At 68.3% G+C, this 18,722-nt stretch carries 12 protein-coding genes; 4 read left to right on the forward strand and 8 right to left on the reverse strand.

Features of this window, described 5'->3' with window-relative positions; all coding sequences use genetic code 11:
- Window positions 1–39: 39 nt before the first annotated feature.
- On the reverse strand, window positions 40–1,734 hold the full coding sequence (locus E4J16_RS15705; protein WP_136193249.1) for an RNA polymerase sigma factor: 1,695 nt from the start codon (window positions 1,732–1,734) through the stop codon (window positions 40–42).
- Between the two features lie 268 nt (window positions 1,735–2,002).
- On the opposite strand from E4J16_RS15705, the gene E4J16_RS07420 reads away from it, so the two are divergent.
- Both E4J16_RS07420 and pknB read left to right on the forward strand, forming a co-directional pair.
- The gene (locus E4J16_RS07420; protein WP_136193248.1) at window positions 2,003–3,184 is read left to right on the forward strand and encodes a polyprenyl synthetase family protein; all 1,182 of its coding nucleotides are present in this window, start codon (window positions 2,003–2,005) and stop codon (window positions 3,182–3,184) included.
- An 88-nt stretch (window positions 3,185–3,272) separates the two neighbouring features.
- Complete coding sequence (gene pknB / locus E4J16_RS07425; protein WP_136193247.1) at window positions 3,273–5,321, forward strand: Stk1 family PASTA domain-containing Ser/Thr kinase; 2,049 nt, start codon at window positions 3,273–3,275, stop codon at window positions 5,319–5,321.
- Window positions 5,322–5,464: 143 nt separating this feature from the next.
- Here the strand turns inward: pknB and E4J16_RS07430 are convergent, their stop codons facing one another.
- From E4J16_RS07430 to E4J16_RS07445, 4 genes are all read right to left on the reverse strand, one after another.
- Window positions 5,465–6,808 carry a class II 3-deoxy-7-phosphoheptulonate synthase gene (locus E4J16_RS07430; protein ID WP_420809301.1) on the reverse strand — a complete coding sequence of 448 codons (1,344 nt, stop codon included), beginning with the start codon at window positions 6,806–6,808 and terminating at the stop codon, window positions 5,465–5,467.
- Window positions 6,809–6,992: 184 nt separating this feature from the next.
- Entirely contained in the window at window positions 6,993–8,225 is a 1,233-nt protein-coding gene (locus E4J16_RS07435; protein WP_136193246.1) for a pyrophosphate--fructose-6-phosphate 1-phosphotransferase, read from the reverse strand.
- Window positions 8,226–8,331: 106 nt separating this feature from the next.
- The gene (locus E4J16_RS07440) at window positions 8,332–12,819 is read right to left on the reverse strand and encodes a P-loop NTPase family protein (protein WP_136313655.1); all 4,488 of its coding nucleotides are present in this window, start codon (window positions 12,817–12,819) and stop codon (window positions 8,332–8,334) included.
- A 45-nt stretch (window positions 12,820–12,864) separates the two neighbouring features.
- Window positions 12,865–13,803 (reverse strand): lysophospholipid acyltransferase family protein, encoded by a 939-nt coding sequence (locus tag E4J16_RS07445; protein WP_240038057.1) that lies wholly within the window; start codon window positions 13,801–13,803, stop codon window positions 12,865–12,867.
- Between the two features lie 193 nt (window positions 13,804–13,996).
- Between E4J16_RS07445 and E4J16_RS07450 the strand changes: the two genes are divergently transcribed.
- A complete protein-coding gene (locus E4J16_RS07450) occupies window positions 13,997–15,661 on the forward strand; it encodes a DEDD exonuclease domain-containing protein (RefSeq protein WP_136314624.1) in 1,665 nt (554 codons plus the stop codon).
- A gap of 63 nt (window positions 15,662–15,724) precedes the next feature.
- Here E4J16_RS07450 and E4J16_RS07455 read toward each other — a convergent pair whose 3' ends face one another.
- Window positions 15,725–16,168, reverse strand: a complete 444-nt coding sequence (locus tag E4J16_RS07455) for a DNA-binding transcriptional response regulator (protein WP_136193242.1) — start codon at window positions 16,166–16,168, stop codon at window positions 15,725–15,727.
- Window positions 16,169–16,396: 228 nt separating this feature from the next.
- On the opposite strand from E4J16_RS07455, the gene E4J16_RS07460 reads away from it, so the two are divergent.
- Window positions 16,397–17,044 carry a superoxide dismutase gene (locus tag E4J16_RS07460; RefSeq protein ID WP_136193241.1) on the forward strand — a complete coding sequence of 216 codons (648 nt, stop codon included), beginning with the start codon at window positions 16,397–16,399 and terminating at the stop codon, window positions 17,042–17,044.
- A 112-nt stretch (window positions 17,045–17,156) separates the two neighbouring features.
- On the opposite strand, the gene E4J16_RS07465 is transcribed toward E4J16_RS07460, so the two are convergent.
- A complete protein-coding gene (locus E4J16_RS07465; RefSeq protein WP_136193240.1) occupies window positions 17,157–18,140 on the reverse strand; it encodes an FKBP-type peptidyl-prolyl cis-trans isomerase in 984 nt (327 codons plus the stop codon).
- 131 nt (window positions 18,141–18,271) lie between these two features.
- The gene (locus tag E4J16_RS07470; protein WP_136193239.1) at window positions 18,272–18,673 is read right to left on the reverse strand and encodes a HesB/IscA family protein; all 402 of its coding nucleotides are present in this window, start codon (window positions 18,671–18,673) and stop codon (window positions 18,272–18,274) included.
- Between the last annotated feature and the right edge of the window lie 49 nt (window positions 18,674–18,722).

The following is an 18,722-nucleotide window of genomic DNA, read 5'->3' on the forward strand; positions in this document are numbered from 1 at the left end:
GGCGGCCGAGCCGTGTAGGGACGAGGGCTTGCCGTCGCCTCAGTCGTCCAGGTAGTCGCGCAGCACCTGGGAGCGGCTGGGGTGGCGCAGCTTGCTCATGGTCTTGGACTCGATCTGCCTTATACGCTCGCGGGTCACCCCATAGACCTTGCCGATCTCGTCCAGGGTCTTGGGCTGGCCGTCGGTCAGGCCGAAGCGCATGGAGACCACGCCCGCCTCCCGCTCGGACAGGGTGTCCAGGACGGCGTGCAGCTGCTCCTGCAGCAGCGTGAAGCTGACGGCGTCGGCGGGGACGACCGCCTCGGAGTCCTCGATCAGGTCACCGAACTCGCTGTCGCCGTCCTCACCGAGCGGGGTGTGCAGGGAGATGGGCTCGCGCCCGTACTTCTGCACCTCGACGACCTTCTCCGGCGTCATGTCCAGCTCGACGGCGAGCTCCTCCGGGGTGGGCTCGCGGCCCAGGTCCTGCAGCATCTGCCGCTGGACGCGGGCGAGCTTGTTGATGACCTCGACCATGTGGACGGGGATGCGGATGGTGCGCGCCTGGTCCGCCATGGCGCGGGTGATGGCCTGGCGGATCCACCAGGTGGCGTAGGTGGAGAACTTGTAGCCCTTGGTGTAGTCGAACTTCTCCACCGCACGGATCAGACCCAGGTTGCCCTCCTGGATCAGGTCCAGGAACAGCATGCCGCGGCCGGTGTAGCGCTTGGCCAGGGAGACGACCAGGCGCAGGTTCGCCTCCAGCAGGTGGTTCTTGGCTCGCTGGCCGTCCTGCGCCACCCAGTGCAGCTCACGACGGTACTTGGCCTCAAGATCGTTGCCCTCGGTGGCCAGCAGGTGCTCGGCGTACAGGCCCGCCTCGATGCGCTTGGCGAGCTCGACCTCCTGGGCGGCGTTGAGGAGGGCGACCTTACCGATCTGCTTGAGGTAGTCCTTGACCGGGTCCGCGGTGGCACCGGCGGTGACGACCTTCTGAGCGGGCTCGTCGCCCTCGTCGGAGTCGGAGACCGTGAAGGATCCGTCCTTGCTCTTCTCCCCGGTCTTGGCCTTCTTGGACTTCTTGCCCGCGGTCTTCTCCGCCTCCTCCCGGCGCAGGCGGTCCAGCTCGCCGGTCAGCGCCGCGATGGACGGGTTCATCTTGATGCCCTTGATGATCCAGCCGCGGAAGATGAACCCGTTCTTGGTGAGGAACTCGCGGGCGACCACGGGCTCCTCCTCCCCGGGGACCACGAAGCGCGGCACCGGACCGTGCCCGTAGGGAGCCAGGGTGATCGGCTCATCCAGGGTGCCGTCGCCGGAGATCTCCAGGCCCTCGACGACCGTCCGGCTGCGTACGAACAGCGTGGCGCCGGGGGCGAGCCGCACGCTCTTCAGCGCAGCGGGAGTGTTGAATGGGTGGCGCTTGGTTCCGTCGCCGTTCTCCTCGAGCGAGACGTCCAGGTAGTAGTCGCGCAGCTCGGGCGCGGGGGCGGCAGCCTCCTCGGACTCCCCGGCGTCCTCATCGGAATCGTCCTCGGCGTCGTCCTCGTCATCGGCCTGCGCCGAGTCGGCGTCGTCGTAGTCGTCCTCACCGTCGTAGTCGTCCTCGGCATCGAGGTCGTCCTCTTCGTCCAGGTCGTCTTCCGCATCAAGCTCGACGTCCTGTCTGTCCTCGAGGACCTCGTCGACGTCGTCAGCGAGTTCGACACGCTCCCGCCTGGTCGTAGGAGCAGGAGCAACTGTGGAAGTAGCCACGGATTTCCTTTCACGGGGCGGACGGTTCAGCCGGAGTGGCGCACAGAGTCTTGAGCAAGTCTACGCGAGGATCCCAAGCGGGCCCGCAGGCGTGCGCGCAGCGCGCGAATGGGCTCCCCGCAGGACGACCCGACAAGACCTAGGCATCCGCCCCCAGCGCGAAGAGCAACGACCGGTGCCGCCCAGATATTCCCGCGCCCATCGCGCACCGTGGCCGAGTACCCGGATTCCGACGGAACCCGCGCAGCCGATCATCTAGCCTGGGCTCATGACCGACGTTGACGCACTGCTGCCGCTCGTACGCGGCGCTGTGGACGCGCGCCTCGAGCACGTACTGGCGAAACTGCGCTCTCAGTGGCACGACTCGACCGGCTCCGCCCAGGAGCTGTTCGACGCCGCCGAAACCGCGGTTGCCGGCGGCAAGCGCATGCGCGCGGTGCTGGGATCCGTGGGCCTGGCCATGCTCGTACAGGAGCCGGACCCCGACGGCGGCAAGGCCGCTGAGTGCGGTGGGCGGCGCACCGCTGTACTCACGGGCCCGACGGCGACCCGGCTGGGATCGGCGCTGGAGCTGTATCAGGCCAGTGCGCTCGTACACGACGACGTCATCGACGCCGCCGCCACCCGTCGGGGGGCGCCGTCCGCGCACTGCCGCTTCGCCGCCCGCCACCGCGAGGCCGGCTGGCGCGGTTCCGCCGACGGCTACGGCGTGAACGCCGCCATCCTCCTGGGCGACCTGCTCATGTCCGCCGCCACGAGCGAGATGGGTGCGGCCGCGTCCAACTGTGACCCCGTCGGCGCTCGGGCCGCCCGGGACGCCTTCGACGCCATGACCGCGGAGGTCGCCCTCGGCCAGTTCCTGGACGTGCACCATGAGGTGCTGCCACTTCCCGAGCCGAGGGATCATCCGGTTCAGGCGGGTGCAGCCATGCGTGCCGCGGCACTCGGGGTGGTGCGGCACAAGTCGGCGCGCTACTCGGTCATGTACCCGCTGCTCGTCGGCGCCCTGCTCGGCGGAGTGGACCCTCATGGCGCGCTTTTCAAGGCGCTGGAGGTCTTCGGCGAGGAGATCGGTATCGCCTTCCAGCTGCGCGACGACGCCCTGGGGGTATTCGGAGACCCCGCCGTGACCGGGAAGCCGGCCGGAGACGACTTGCGCGAGGGGAAGCGGACAGTGCTGCTCGCCCTGACCTGGCAGCGGTGCAATGACCACGGCCGGGCACTGCTGAGCCGAATACTGACGAACGGGGCTGCGGCCACGGATGCGGACATCGCCGCGGCCACCGGCATGATTCACGACTGCGGCGGCCTGGCGGCGCTGGAGGATGAGATCAGCGCTCACACGCGCACGGGCCTGAGCGCCCTCGCGGCGGTCCCCGCCGGGCTCGGCACCAACTCCCGGGACGCGCTCACTGCACTGGCACGGGTGCTGACCGCCCGGCGGAGCTGATGCCGGCGCCGCTGACCGATCCGCTGACGCGGACGGCGCCAGGCCGCGTAACGCGTCGGTGGGCGTCCTTGCCCGTACACTCGACCCCGTGACCAAGGATCCTCTCATCGGCCGCCTGGTCGACGCTCGCTACGAGATCGTCGACCGGGTGGCTCGTGGGGGCATGGCCACCGTCTATAGGGCGCGGGACCGGCGCCTGGATCGCCTGGTGGCGCTCAAGCTCATGCACCCGCACCTGGCGGACTCCCCCGACTTCGTGGCCCGCTTCCGGCGCGAGGCCCGGGCGGCGGCGAGACTGTCCAACCCGGGAGTGGTGGCGGTGTATGACCAGGGCAGCCTGGACGGGGTCGCCTACCTGGTGATGGAGCTCGTGGAGGGCCCCAACCTGCGCGACCTGATCGCCGCCGGCCCCCTGACGGTGCGTGAGGCACTCGGGCTGACGGCCCAGGTGCTCAGGCCGTTGGGGGCCGCCCATCGCGCCGGCCTGGTCCACCGCGACGTCAAGCCCGAGAACGTGCTGCTTCCCGCCGACGGCTCGGTGGCGAAGGTCGCCGACTTCGGTCTTGCGCGCGCGGTCACCGAGGTCACCCAGACGACCACCGGGAATGTGCTCGGCACGGTCGCATACCTGGCGCCGGAGCTGATCACCACGGGCGCCTCCGCCCCGTGCGCCGACGTCTTCTCCGTGGGCGTGATCCTGTACGAGCTGCTGACCGGCGCTCAGCCCTTCGCCGCAGACACCCCCATCCAGATCGCTTTTCGCAATGTGCACGAGGACGTGCCCGCGCCGTCGCTGCAGCTGCCGGATCTACCCGAGCCCGTTAACGCCCTGGTGGCGGAGATGACCCGGCGCGACCCGCAGGAGCGGCTGGTCGACGCCGATGCGGCGCTGGCGCGCCTGCGGGAGGTCGTCTCCGCGCTGAGCGAGGCCGAGCTCGCGGTCAAGCGCGGGGGCGCGACCGGTTCGGTGCGCACCCAGGAGGTACTGGCCGCGAACGCCGAGGCCGCCCGCACCGCGATGCTGGCGGCGGATGGGGCCGAGGACGCTCCCGACGACGACGGTGCGCCTGCGGACGCGGCCACGCCGGGCGCCGGGCTGCGCACGGTCTCCCTGCCCATAGGGTCCATCGCCCCCGACGAGGCCGCGGGCGTGAGGGACGGGACCACCCGCTCCCTGGACCGCCGCCAGGCCGTCCGGGCAGGCGAGCAGGAGGAGACCGCGAAGGTGGCACGGCACTCGGCCAGGCGTCCACGCCGACGCGCACTGATCGCGCTCGGCCTGCTGGCTGCGGTCGGCGGGGCGGGTACCTGGTACTTCGGAGCAGGACCGGGTCACACCGTTCCGGTGCCGGCCATCGCCGGGATGACGGCGGCTGAGGCGCAGAGCGCCGTGGAGGCCGCCGGGTTGGTGTGGGGCGCCCCCGAGCGCGCCTACTCCGACACGGTGCCCGCGGACTCAGTGATCTCCTCCTCCCCCGATGCCGCCGCCCGCCTGCATCCGGGCGAGGCGGTCACCCCGGTGATCTCCCGTGGGATTGAGCAGAAGACCGTGCCCGACGTCGTCGGCTCCACGCAGGACGACGCCACCGACGCCATCACCGAGGCGGGCCTGTCACTCGGCGCCGTCACCAAGACCTACTCCGACTCGGTCGCCTCCGGCATGGTCATCTCCTCCGATCCGGTTGCCGGCACCACCGTCAACCACTCCTCCGCCGTCGCAATCGTGGTGTCGCTTGGACGGCAGCCTGCCGTGGTCCCGGACGTGACCGGCATGAGCGTGGCGGACGCCACGACCACGCTGGAGGCTGCCGGCCTTGAGCTGGGTGAGCAGTCGGAGGCCTTCTCCGACGACGTCGCCTCAGGCCTGGTGATCGCATCAAGCCCCGCCTCCGGCGCCGCAGGCTACTACCACGGAGACTCCGTTGACGTGACCGTGTCCAAGGGACCGGAGATGGTCACGGTGCCGGACGTCTCCGGCATGAGCGAGCAGGAGGCGACCACCGCCCTGAAGAACGCGGGACTGGACGTGGAGGTCTCCCGGGTGCTGGGAGGACTGTTCGGCACGGCCCACTCCACCGACCCGGCAGCCGGTGAGAGCGTGCGCAAGGGCTCCAAGGTCACCCTGAACGTCGTCTGAGCTCCCGCCCGCAGGCGGCAATTTCTCAACGTCGACGTCGGCGGGGCCTGCGGGCGGCAAACACCCCACCCGCGGGCGGACGCACCAGGATGACCGGGGACGCGGAGTTGACCCACCTCCACGGCGGGACTGAGGCGAGTCCCTCAGCCCCGGAGCATCTCCGCAACCTCGAAGGCCATCTCCAGGGACTGCTGGTGGTTCAGCCGGGGGTCCACGAGGGTCTCGTAGCGGCGGGCCAGGCCGGCCTCGTCGATGTGTTCTCCACCGCCGAGGACCTCGGTGACGTCATCGCCGGTGAGCTCCACGTGAATGCCTGCGGGCACGGTCCCCAGGGAGCGGTGCACCTCGAAGAAGCCGCGTACCTCGTCCATGATCGTGTCGAACCGACGAGTCTTGTATCCGTTGTCCGAGGTGATCGTATTGCCGTGCATGGGGTCGGTGATCCAGGTGACGGGCCGCCCGTCGGCGCGGACGATCTCCACCAGGGGCGGCAGCACGTCCCGGATGCGGTCGGCGCCCATGCGGGTGATGAGGCTGAGCCTGCCGGGATCGCCTTCGGGGTTGAGCCGGTCGATGAGCGCAAGGAGCTCGTCGCGGGTCGTCGTCGGCCCGATCTTGACACCAACGGGGTTGTGCACGCCTGCCAGCAGGGCGACGTGGGCGTCGTCGGCGCCGCGAGTGCGCTCCCCCACCCACAGGAAGTGGGCCGAGGTGTCGTACAGGCGGCCGCTACGCGAGTCCTCGCGTGTCATGGCGTCCTCGTACTCCAGGAGCAGGGCCTCATGAGACGCATAGAAGTCGACCTGCCGCAGGGCGTCGAAGTCGACTCCGGCGGCCTCCATGAAGCGCATGGCCCGGTCGATCTCCTCGGCGAAGGACTCGAAGCGCTTGTATGCGGGATTGGCGGTGAAGCCCCGGTTCCAGGAGTGGACCTCACGCAGGTCGGCGTAGCCTCCCATGGTGAAGGACCGGATGAGGTTCAGGGTGGTGCCGGCACGCAGGTATGCGTCAACCATGCGCTGCGGGTCGGGGATACGGGCATCGGCGGTGAAGGCGTGATCGTTGACGGAGTCTCCGCGGTAGGAGGGCAGCGTGACGCCGTCCCGGGTCTCCGTGTCCGAGCTGCGCGGCTTGGCGTACTGGCCGGCCATGCGGCCGATCTTGACCACCGGGGTGGAGGCGCCGTAGGTGAGTACGGCGGCCATCTGCAGGATCGTCTGCAGCTTCAGGCGGATGTTGATCGCGGTGTTGTCGTGGAAGGACTCGGCGCAGTCACCGCCCATCAGCACGAATGCGCGCCCCTGGGATGCGGACACCATCTTCTCGCGCAGCGAGTCGACCTCCCCGGCGAATACCAGCGGCGGACGGGTGCGCAGGTCGGCCGCGGCGTCGGCGAGCGCCTGCGGGTCCGGGTAACGGGGCTGCTGGGCGGCGTGATGCTGACGCCAGCCGGCCGCCTCACCGGGAACCTGGAGCTCGTTCATCATGGCGCCAGCATAGGCGAGCGCCCTCTCCAGCTGGGGCCCGCGCCGAAAGGTGGGACGCAGCGCACGCCGTCGGCCGCGCTCCCCTGCCGCGACTCGTTGCGCGCAGCGAGCTCAGAAGGGGTCGGGCGAACGCGTTCTCCTGCGCCCGCCCGACCCCTATTAGCCGGTTGGCTGAGCCTGCGGCTCAGGCCTCGCCGCCGGTGGGTGCGGCGGGCTCGAGGTTCTGGCCGAGCTCGGCAAGCAGGTCGACGAACCACTGCTGAGTGATGTCGAAGGGCTTGCCGCCGGCGATGCGGTCAAAGGCGATGGCGCCGAGCTGGTCGCCGTTCTCCTCATCCTGGCCGATGACGCCGGGCTCGCCGCGCAGCGCGCACTCGACGGCGAGGTCGCACATCTGCTTGATCAGGGCCAGGTCCTCCTCATTGGCGGCGGATGCGCGCGAGTAGTAGCCGGACTTCTGCACCATGACCTTCTCGGCGCCGATCTTGTCGGCGAACTGGCGGGCGAACCACTGGCCGGGGTTGATGGTGTCGAGCTTGACGTGGCCGAAGGGGTCGCGCTGGACCTCTTCACCCTTGGCCTCCATCTCCGCGATGATCTCGGGGACGCCGGCGCCCTCGGACAGGAAGATGTTGACGTTGCCCTGCTCGTCCATGATGGCCTTGAGGCGCTCGGCCTCGGCGGCGATGTCCAGCTTGGCCTCCGGCACGAAGACGGCGTGCACGTCCCAGCGCTCCTTGGTGAGCCCCAACGAGGGCGCCCACTGGCGGTCCTTGAGCAGCTCGTGGTAGCGGCGGGCGGTCTCGGCGGTGAGGTAGCCGCAGTTGCGGCCCATGCACTCGTGGACGATCAGCATGCGCGGGTTCGAGCGGTGCTCGCCGATTACGTTGAGAGCGAAGCCGGCACCCTGCTCGGCGGCGGTCCAGGCGCCCAGCGACTGGCGGATCGGGACGACGTCGTTGTCGATCGTCTTGGGCAGGCCGACGACGGTGAGGTCGTAGTCGTGCTCGTGCAGGTAGGCGGCCAGGTCGGCGGCGGTGGTGTTGGTGTCGTCACCGCCGATGGTGTGCAGCACGTCGACGCCATCCTCGCGCAGCCGCTCCGCGGCGAAGGCGAGCGGGTCCACGCCCTCCTCAACCAGGCCGCGCTCGACCAGGTTCTTGGCGTTGGTGAGCTTGACGCGGGAGTTGCCGATCGGGGAGCCGCCGTACTGGCGCAGCACGCCGGCGTTCTTGCGGCCCTCGTCGTCGATGACGACGTAGTTGCCGGTGAGCAGGCCGTGGTAGCCGTACTGGTAGGCGATGATCTCAACGTCGGGGGCGACCTCGGTGTAGCGCTCGATGAGGTCGCCTACGGCGGCGGACAGGCAGGGGGCGAAGCCGCCCGCGGTGAGGAGGGCGACGCGACGGATCGACATCGGAAACCTTTCGTAGGTGGTGGGGCATGTCGCGGCCATCCTATCGGGATGCCGCCCCCGCGCGCCCGGAATCAGACCGAGCAGAAGCCTCCGGCAACGAATGAGGTCACACCGCCTCACCATGGTCCTCGGCGAGCAGGCGCTCGTCGACTAGCCGCGTCGCGAACTCGGGGGCGACGCACGCCAGCACATCGAAGCGCTCGAACACAGGTGCTCCATACAGCCAGCTCCGAGCAATCGCAGAGCGCGCCAGGCTGAGCCACCCCTCATATGCCTCCGGGTCGGCGACATGGCTTTGAGCGACTTCGACGCCGGCCTCGGCAAGGGTACCCAAGTAGGAACGACTGGCTTCAGAAGACTCGATCTCAACCGCTCGGACAATTTGCCCCTTGAATAGAGCTTCAGCTGCCTCGACGTCCCCCTCACGTACAAGTCCTTGAATCACTATCGACAGCGCGCGAGCCAGCGCAAGAGCCCGATCCATGAGCAGGGCGAAGTCAGTTTTCTGCGCAACGGCCAACGCCTCCTCGACGACCTCACGTGCCCGCCCGCTCTGTCCCATTTCCGCCAGCGCCCGCGCCACATCCACCAGCAGGCGCCCCCGATCCGAAGGATACTCGCTCTCACGCGCAGCGGCCAACGCCTCCTCGGCAAACTCACGCGCCCGCCCGCTCTGTCCCATTTCCGCCAGCGCCCGCGCCACATCCACCAACGCACGCGCTCGCCCCGGAGGATACTCGATCTCACTCGCAGCGGCCAATGCCTCCTCGGCAACCTCACGCGCCCGCACAACATCACCCACATCCACCAACGCACGCGCAACATCCGCCAACACGTCAATCCGGCCCGACGGATCCCAGGGTTCCTCAATCTGATGTGCAGTGGCCAACGCCTCCTCGGCAACCTCACGCGCCCGCACAACACCACCCACATCCACCAACGCACGCGCAACATCCGCCAACACGTCAATCCGGCTCCACGGATCCCAGGGAGACTCAATCTGATGTGCAGTGGCCAACGCCTCCTCGGCAACCTCACGCGCCCGCACAACACCACCCACATCCGCCAACGCACGCGCCACACCCGCCAACGCACCCACCATAAACGCCAATGCCTTCACCCGATCCGAGGAAGACTCAATCTGATGTGCAGTGGCCAACGCCTCCTCGGCAACCTCACGCGCCCGCACAACATCACCCACAAGCGCCGAAGCACGCGCCATGTTCATCAACAACACTGCCCGGAAACCAGACTGCTTGTTGATCTCACGCACAGCAGCCAGCGCCTGGTCGGCGACCTCACGCGCTCGCTCAGCCCACCCCGCGTCGGCCAGCGCACGGGCCAAATCCACCAAAAACACGGTCCGGTCACGAGACTTCTTGGGTTGACGCGCAGCAACCAATGCCTGCTCAGCAACCTCACCCGCCTGCACAACATCACCCATAGCTGCCAGCGCACCGGCCACATGCGCCAACGCCCACGCCCGATCCGAAGGAGACACGATCTCACGCGCAACAGCCAACGCTCGAGAAGCATCACCCGCGTCGGCCAGCGCACCGGCCACATGCGCCAACGCCCACGCCCGATCCGAAGGAGACTCGATCTCACGCGCAACGGCCAACGCTCGAGAAGCATCACCCGCGTCGGCCAGCGCACCGGCCACATACGCCAAAGCCCACACCCGATCCGGAAGATACTCGCTCTCACGCGCAGCGGCCAACGCCTGGTCGGCGACCTCGCCCGCCTGCTCAACCCGCTCCGCAGCTACCAAGCCCAGCGCCACATCCGCCAACGCCCACGCCCGATCCGAAGGAGACTCGATCTCACGCGCAGCCGCCAACGCCTCCTCGGCAGCCGCACGTGCACGCCCGCTCTGTCCCATTTCCACCAGCGCCCCCTCCACCTCAACCAACGCCTTAATCCGACCCCACGGACCCCAGGGAGACTCGACCTCGCGCGCAGCGGCCAACGCCTCCTCGGCAACCTCACGCGCACGCCCGCTCTGTCCCATTTCCACCAGCGCCCGCACCACACCCACTAGCACCCGCGCCCGATCCGAAGGTGACTCGATCTCACTCGCAGCGGCCAACGCCTCCTCAGCAACCTCACGCGCCCGCACAACACCACCCACATCCACCAACGCACGCGCAACATCCACCAACTCCCGCGCCCGATCCGAAGGTGACTCGAACTCACTCGCAGCGGCCAACGCCTCCTCAGCAACCTCACGCGCCCGCACAACACCACCCACATCCACCAACGCACGCGCAACACTCACCAACAGCCGTGCCCGATCCGAAGGAGACCTGATCTCACGCGCAGCACTCTCAGCAAAAGAGACTAAGCAGGACGCACTGTCTCCGCGCCCATTCCCATTAGGCGAGCTCCCAGCACCTTGGATTACCTCGCCGACGTCAAGGCGCTCAAGAGACTCCCGTATGGCGTCAATCCCAACATCAACCAATTCGCAGTCACTCGTTCCATGCGCACACACGTAAACCTGAACCGCGAGATCCACAAGACATCCCAGGACCGAATCGCGAAGCGAAGGAATCGCTACCACAGAGTCGATCACCTCGGGCACCAAGCGAACGAAACCATCTCCACGACCCGACTCGATCGCAGCCCTGACAACCTCCTTCAAAGCATCAATTCTCGCACTCGGTTCAAAGACCGCTAAAACTATGTCCATAACCGCCACAGCTTCTCGACTAAGATGCGTCACCCAAGTCGCCAATACCCCGGGAACATAACGCCAACGAGCTAGGATGCCATCGCGCTTTTCGGCGATTCCATGAAGTGCGGGAACCAGTCGTTCCGGTAGTTCACCATCGAGCACCTTCAGGTATTCCCGGTCAAGCACCCGCAATACCCTCGAAGCCGTGCCGGAACGTCTGCGGATCTCCTCATACCGACCCGGCTCAAGCAGCACCTCAACCGCCCCAGCATCCACACCCTCGCCGGACGCCACCATATCGAAACAAGCCTCACTCAGCATGTAGGCCGGCGTCTCCCTCGACCACCCCCGTTCCGCTCGATCCCTGACCCAACGCACGATATCCGCGCGGTAAGGAGCAAGCGCCCGCTCACGGACCCCGGCCCACCAGCGCTCATCGCCATCCCCATTGTCACTGGCAGCGTCAGAATCGATTTCCCGGAGAATCGCCCTCAGCACAGCGTCGTGCCCCAGGCGATAGGCACACACATCCTGATTGCCGAATTCCACTTTGACCGGAGTAAGCATGCGCCCAGGCGAACTGCTGACACACCGATTCACCTCATGCAAGGAAAGTTTCCGACTAGGTTCAAATATATTCAGCAATGAGCGCAGGTCATTCTCCGTGAGGGCCCCGCCGCTGGCAGCAAGGAAAGCGCCGATGTTCGCTGCGAGTGGGTTTTCGAAAAACCGCTCAATGCTCTTTGTATTGATGCTCCGTCTCGCGATAGTAGAGGGGACCAGCGGCACAACATCGCGACTCCCCGCCGCCTCACACAGCACATCCTCCGGCAGCCGGGGGTTGGGGCGGGAAGCGGTGATAATCTTGATTCCATCCGGAAGCTGGCGCGGAAGCAATGACAAAATAGAGGACACGCCACCCTGGTCGGCATGCTCGAAATAGACATCCTCATCAATTCCGTCAACGAGCAGCACCAATACCTGCGGTTCGCGGGCCGCACGGCAGGCGATTGCGGCGCGTTCCAACTGCAAGGTGAACTCAGTCGGTTGTTCGGGACCATTCGTCCAAGCCACATATTCCTCGCCAAGGATATCGGCAAGCTGGGCGCGGACCACGAAGGAGAACCTTTCGCGGTCGTTCCCGTCGCCACCAATACGGCGCACGAAAAAGGAGATCACTTTCGCGTCCGCTGGCGGCCTGCGAGCCAAGGTTGCCGTAAGCGCTGTTTTGCCGCTGACCATTTCCGCCTCCACCGCATACCAAGTTCTGCCGGAGTCACGGCAGAAGTCATGTAGGTCGGCAATCTCCGTCTCACGCGCCTCCAGCTCCTCCGGAGCGAGTTCTTGGATCACATCTGCATGTTCCGCAACAACCACTCGTGTCTTCGACGCCTGCGCAGGACGACTGCGCAGCTCACTCAAGGTCGAATCAATGCGGTCCATCTGCGTGAGCAGTTCACGCAGCGCCTCCTCATTACTGAACCGCTTTACCACCTGCTTGCACGCCACGGCGAGCACGAGGTCAAAAGCCTGCTTCGCGGACTCGTCCGCCAGCCTCGCTCGTCGCGTCTTACCACCATTCTCAAGCAGGGTATCTCGCAACTTCTCCCACTCAAACCCCGCGTCACGTCGCTGACGGTCCGTCAGCCTATCGATGAGCGCGGCGACCTCGCGTCCCACCACCGACCAATCCGCGTCAGAAATACCCTCATGCTCGCGCGGTACCTCGGCGGCGACATCACGAGCAATCGTCTCAGCGGACAGCGCCCGGATGGCCCCATGCTCGCAGCGCCGTTGAAACCGCTGGAGCAGCCCTGACACCTCGCCGACCACTGCAGCGGCTGTCCCATTTCCGGAGTCGAGGAGCAGCAGCTTGGTGATGGAGATGCCGATGTCGATGAAGGCATAAGAAACCACGGGTGCTCCTCGGGGAGTGATGGGCAGGTCCGGCGCCGCGCGGCGTCAGTCCACGGCATCGTCCGGCCCGCCCGGCTCGTCGCCCCGCTCCGGCCGCTCCTCCGGCTCGGCGGCGTCCGAGTCTACGCCCTCGCCGTCCGGCTCCGGCTCGGCGCCTTCGGGCTCGTCTGGCTCCGCCGGCGGCTCGGGGACCTCGACGTCGGGGGCGGGGCGGCCGCCGGGGGCCTGGACCGGAGCGGCCGCCGGCCGCTTGGCGGCCAGCTCCTCGAGCATCTCGTTGACGACCTCCTCGGCCGTCTTCTTCTCCGCGTCCATCGCCTTCTTCACGTCCGCGGCGTACAGGTCCACATACTCCTGGCCGGACAGCGCCATCAGCGCGTACATGATCTCGTCGGTGATGGAGCGCAGCACGAAGCGGTCATTCTCCAGGCCCTTATAGCGGGAGAAGTCCAGCGGCTCACCGATCACGATGCCCACCCGGTGCCGGGTGGAGGGCACCACCTGGCCGATGGGCTGCGCCAGGTTCGAGCCGATCATCGCCACCGGAATCACTGGCGCCCCGGTTGCCAGGGCGATCCGTGCGACCCCGGTCTTGCCACGGTAAAGGCGCCCGTCGGGGCTGCGCGTGCCCTCGGGGTAGATGCCGAACAGCTCACCTGAGCGCAGCCGGTCAATGCCGGCCTGCAGGGCCGCCATTGAGGCCTTGCCTCCGGAGCGGTCCACGGGAATGGTGCCGACGGCGGTCATGAAGTTCTTCACCGCCCAGCCCTTGATGCCCTTGCCGGTGAAGTAGTCGGACTTCCCGATGAAGGCGACCTCGCGGTCCATCAGCAACGGCAGGAAGAAGGAGTCGATCACCGCAAGGTGGTTCGAGGCCAGGATGGCGGGCCCCTCGGCGGGAATGTTCTCCTCGCCCCGGATCCAGGGCTGGTACAGCATCTCCATGGCAGGGCCGACGGCGGCCTTGATACCTCGGTACCCCATGAGGGCCTCCTGTGCTGCGGCGGGCGGGAAGTCGCCGGGCCGTCCGGGTTACGCCCGCCGGGCGTGTCCGCGGCTGGATCGGCTGCGCACAGCAGTCTAGCCTCGCGACGTGCCCGCCGATGCGCCATCGCCCGATCCGCCCGTCGCCGTCCGCCCCGACGACGACCGACGAGGCGTGCGCGAGCGGCTACCGGTGCAGGCATCATTCGCGGATATGGGCACGCCCCTGCGCGAGGCGACCTTCGTCGTCGTGGACCTGGAGACCACTGGCGGCGGGCCCGGAGCCCACGCCATCACTGAGATCGGTGCCGTCAAGGTGCGTGGCGGCGTGGTCGATTCGGAATTCTCCACGCTCGTAAATCCGGGCGCCGCGATCCCCGCACAGATCACGCTCATGACCGGCATCACCAACGCCATGGTCGCCGATGCCCCTGCGGTCGGCCAGGCGCTGGCCGCCTTTCTTCACTGGGCGCGCCTTGGCGACCGGACCACGGTGGCGGTGGCCCACAATGCCCGCTTCGACCTCGGGCATCTGCGCGGAGCCGCCCACGCCCTCAACCTGACCTGGGACGAGCCCACCGTACTGGACACCTTGGCGCTCGCACGGCGGGCATGGAGCCGGACAGAGGTGCCCAACCACAAGCTGGGGACGCTCGCCGCCTTCGTGGGCTCGCCGACTACGCCCACCCACCGCGCACTGGACGACGCGCGCGCCACCGTGGACGTGCTGCACGCCGCCCTGGAGGTGCTGGCCCCGCAGGGAGTCACCCACCTGGAGGACCTGGCCACCGCCACCGACCCAGTGCCCGCAGCCCGGCGGGTCAAGAGCCGTCTGGCGGACGGTCTTCCCGCCGCACCCGGCGTCTACCAGTTCCTGTCCCCCGCCGGGCAGGTGCTGTACGTGGGCAGTGCCGTCAACCTGCGCCGACGGGTGCGCTCCTACTTCACGGCCGCGGAGAAGCGCGCCCAGGTCGCCCGGATGCTGGACACGACCGTGTCCGTGCGGGCAATCGAGACTCCCACCGAGCTGGAGGCGCGCGTGCGCGAGCTGCGGCTGATCGCCGAGCTGGATCCGCCGGTCAACCGGCGCTCCCGCACCCCGCAGCGGCGTCCGTGGCTGCGCCTGGCTGCCGCACCGCACCCGCACCTGGCGCTGACCACCGCGCTGCCACTTGACGATGCGGGGGCTGCCATCGGCCCCTTCCCGTCGCGCACCGCTGCCCAGGAGGCGCGGCGGGCCGCCGAGTCGGTGCTGCGCCTGGATGCGTGGGATGGGCACAGCGCCCGCGCGGTGCGCCGCGCGGACTCTCCGGCCGACGGCGCCACGGCCGCCCGCGCCCTGGCTGGAGAGATCGACCTGGTGGCCCTGCCGCTGTTGGAGCGGATCGGCGAGCTGTCGGAAAAGGAGCGCTACGAGGAGGCGGGGCTGTGGACCCGGCGGCTGCGGGCGCTGCTGCTGGGGGCGTGCCGGGCGGAGAAGGTCCGGCCACTGCTGACCTGCCCGCGCCTGGTAGCGGCTCGACGGCGGGAGGGCGGCGGCTGGGAGCTGGTGGACGTGCGCTGGGGCCGCCTGGCGGGCTCGGCCGTAACGCCTCCCGGAGCGGACCCGCGCCCCACAATCGCGACGCTGCGCGCAACCGCGCAGGTGGTGGACCGACCCGCGCGCGTCGGGGCGGACACCAGTGTGGAGGAGACGGCACTGCTTGCGGACTGGGTGCTGGACGCGGGTGCGCGGCTGGTTGAGGTCGCGGGCGTCGACGACGCCTCCCCTCGCATTACCGACGGGCCGGCGACAGCGCTTACGTGGCCAGTGGGAGCCGCCGTGAGGCACCGCCGCGTCATCGACGCCGAGGCGTGAGGCGTTGACGCCGCCCCTCCCTCAGCGCCGATCGGCCGGGGGTCGGACGGCTTCGGCCGGCTCTCAGCCGGCGGGGGTGACGGAGCCGCGGCGGGCACGCAGCGCCTTGGCGACTGCCTCCTGCAGGCTGAGCGGGTCCAACGGCCGCGGGACCACGACTTCCGCCTTGGACCAGGCGGCCAGCCAGTCGTCCTGGGGGCGGGCTGTCAGCAGCACCACCGGCGGACGCTGGTCCAGCTCGGTGAACAGCTCATGCGCCAGCCCCATGCCGCCCAGCTTCTTGGTCTCGGCGTCGAGCACCAGCGCGGCGAAGGGGGCTTCACCGTTCTTGTCGCGGTCCTTGATGGCCAGGCGGACGCCCTCGGCGGTCGCCGCCTCGGTCCAGGTGACCGGCGGCGTCCCCTTGGCGGGGCGGCGGCCGACGCCGTCAATCACCTGGCGGCGCACGGTGGCGTCATCGGAGAAGACGAGGAGGTCGAGGGTGGCGGGTTGCGCCTGGTCGGTCATGCGGTCCTCCAGTGGACGACGTGGGCTTTAGCGGTCAGTGTAATCGCGCCGCCGGGGCGCGTCGCACTCTTCTCTGCGGACCAATCAACGTCTACGATGAATCTCGTCTAGGACTTCAGTCTCATGTATGAGTCTGTTGCCCTAAGACTGTCAGCAGCTGCCAGTGTCCGACGTGAGCCGGCAGCAACCCAGGCATACACAACGCACTATCCGCGAGGCAGGACCGCCATGACCGCATCAACCGATACCGCCGTCCCGAAGTACACGCTTCCCGAGCTCCCCTATGACTACGCCGCGCTCGAGCCGCACATCTCCGGGCGCATCATGGAGCTCCACCACGACCGCCACCACGCCGCCTACGTGACCGGCGCGAACGCCGCCCTGGAGCAGCTGGCCGCAGCCCGCGCCGACGGCGACTTCGCCGCCATCAACCTGTGGGAGAAGAACCTGGCCTTCAACCTGGGCGGACACCTCAACCACTCGATCTTCTGGAAGAACCTCTCCCCCAACGGGGGCGGCGAACCCGAGGGCGAGCTGGCCGAGGCCATCAAGGACTCCTTCGGCTCCTTCGGCGCCCTCAAGCAGCAGCTGAACGCCGCCGCACTGGGCATCCAGGGCTCCGGCTGGGCGGTGCTGGCCTACGACTCGCTGTCCGGCAAGCTGGTCACCTTCCAGCTGTTCGACCAGCAGGGCAACGTGCCCGTGGGCACGATCCCGCTGTTCCAGATCGACATGTGGGAGCACGCCTTCTACCTCGACTACCTCAACGTCAAGGCCGACTACCTGGCCGCCATCTGGCAGATCGTCAACTGGGAGGACGTCTCCGAGCGCCTGGCGAACGCCGTCGCCCACGCCGAGGGCCTGATCGTGCGCTGACACCTGCCCGCGCAGTCTGAGCTGAACAGGCGCATCGCATATGCGAGGGCCGCCCGGTACCAGTGTGGTGCCGGGCGGCCCTCGCCATGCCGGGGCCCGCAGCGGGCGGTTGTTACAGGATCTTGGCCACGTCGACGACGTAGGCGGCCGCGGTCGTGCCCAGCGACTCGTCGCCAGGCATGAGGATGACGACGCGGGAGCCGACCGGCACCCCCAACAGACCTCCGATTGGCGCCCCGGTGGCAACGGTCATGATCTGCGGGCCGCCCGCCTCCCAGGAGGACTGCAAGGAGCCGTTGTCGCCCCAGTTGACGAAGGCCAGTTCCAATACCACCTGATCGCCCTCGGCCACCTCGTCGCCGGTGCCACGGGCCAGCACGAGGTTCTGCTGCTCGGTGGGCGCCTCAGCGCCGTCGGCCACGGAAATGGTGGCCGCGGCGCCCAGATCGCCGGAGACGGTGACGCCCAGGTCCGTGAGAGCCTGCTGCGCCTCGGCGTCAACCTCCGCATCCTTCGTGGCAGAGACGACTTCATCGGTGTTGATCGCCTGTTGGACCTCGACCACGAACACCAAGGGGCCGGCTGGAGAGTTCGGTGACGCGGCCGGCTGGCCGTATGCCAGCTCGGCGGGAATGGAGAGCAGCAGCCGATCCCCGACACGATGCCCGGCAATCCCGCAGCGCCAGCCGGAGATCACCCCTTGCAGGCTGAAGGGCGTCGCCTCCCCGCGTGCGTAGGAGGAGTCGAAGACCTCGGTTGAGCCCCATTCCCAGCCGGCGTAGTTGGCGACGACGATAGAGTCCTCGGTCAGCTCGGCGCCGTCGCCCGCATCAAGGGTCTTGACGGTCAGGTTGGCCGGGGCGTCGCCGTCGCCCCAGGTGACCTTGGGCTCGGATCCGGCCTCCCCCTCCAGCGTGGGCAGGGAGTCGGCGTCGTCGTCAATGGTGAGTGCGGAGCAGTCGACGTTACTCAATGGCGTAACGGCGGCTTCAGCGGACGCGGAGGCGTCGGCGTCCCCGGACGAGTCGGTGCAGCCCGCAAGGGCCAGACAGGCGGTCAGTGCCAGCGCGGGCAGTACGGTTGCGGCACGGCGCAATTGAATACTCCTCGAATGCGTGCGTTCAGCGGCGGGGCGGGAGGGGGACGTGCGTCCGCCGCGCCACCCCGGCGCTCAGCGGCACCGGCTCCCAGGAGGGGCCGGCTGCACGTGGACTGGGCGACGAGTGCTCAGTGGAAGGACTCACCGCAAGCGCAGGTGCCGACGGCGTTGGGGTTGTCGATGGTGAATCCCTGCTTCTCGATCGTGTCGGAGAAGTCAATGGTGGCGCCGTTGAGGTACGGCACGCTCATCCGGTCCACAACCACCTCCACGGACGCCAGCTCGGCGTCCCCGGTCGCGAAGGAACGGATGGCGTCACCGTCCAGGACGCGCTCGTCGAAGTAAAGCTGGTACACGAGCCCGGAGCAGCCGCCGGGCTGGACAGCCACGCGCAGGCGCAGGTCGTCCCGGCCCTCCTGCACGAGCAGCCCGGCGACCTTTGCGGCGGCGGCCTCGGTGAGCATGACCTCGTGGGCGGGGGCGGCGGTGGTCGTGTCGCTGGAAGCGTCGGTCAGGGTGGTCTGAGCCATGTCTGTCTCCTACAAACTCCTACTAAGGGGTGCCTTGCACCGGGGCGAA

The sequence above is a fragment of the Actinomyces procaprae genome (assembly GCF_004798665.1).
Classification (GTDB): domain Bacteria; phylum Actinomycetota; class Actinomycetes; order Actinomycetales; family Actinomycetaceae; genus Actinomyces; species Actinomyces procaprae.

Excerpts from the sequence above, each read along its gene's own strand:
- E4J16_RS07470 (WP_136193239.1), bottom strand. The coding sequence starts at position 18,673 with ATGGCTCAGACCACCCTGACCGACGCTTCCAGCGACACGACCACCGCC.
- E4J16_RS07420 (WP_136193248.1), top strand. The coding sequence starts at position 2,003 with ATGACCGACGTTGACGCACTGCTGCCGCTCGTACGCGGCGCTGTGGAC.
- E4J16_RS07460 (WP_136193241.1), top strand. The coding sequence starts at position 16,397 with ATGACCGCATCAACCGATACCGCCGTCCCGAAGTACACGCTTCCCGAG.
- E4J16_RS07435 (WP_136193246.1), bottom strand. The coding sequence starts at position 8,225 with ATGTCGATCCGTCGCGTCGCCCTCCTCACCGCGGGCGGCTTCGCCCCC.
- E4J16_RS07445 (WP_240038057.1), bottom strand. The coding sequence starts at position 13,803 with ATGGGGTACCGAGGTATCAAGGCCGCCGTCGGCCCTGCCATGGAGATG.
- E4J16_RS07430 (WP_420809301.1), bottom strand. The coding sequence starts at position 6,808 with ATGATGAACGAGCTCCAGGTTCCCGGTGAGGCGGCCGGCTGGCGTCAG.
- E4J16_RS07455 (WP_136193242.1), bottom strand. The coding sequence starts at position 16,168 with ATGACCGACCAGGCGCAACCCGCCACCCTCGACCTCCTCGTCTTCTCC.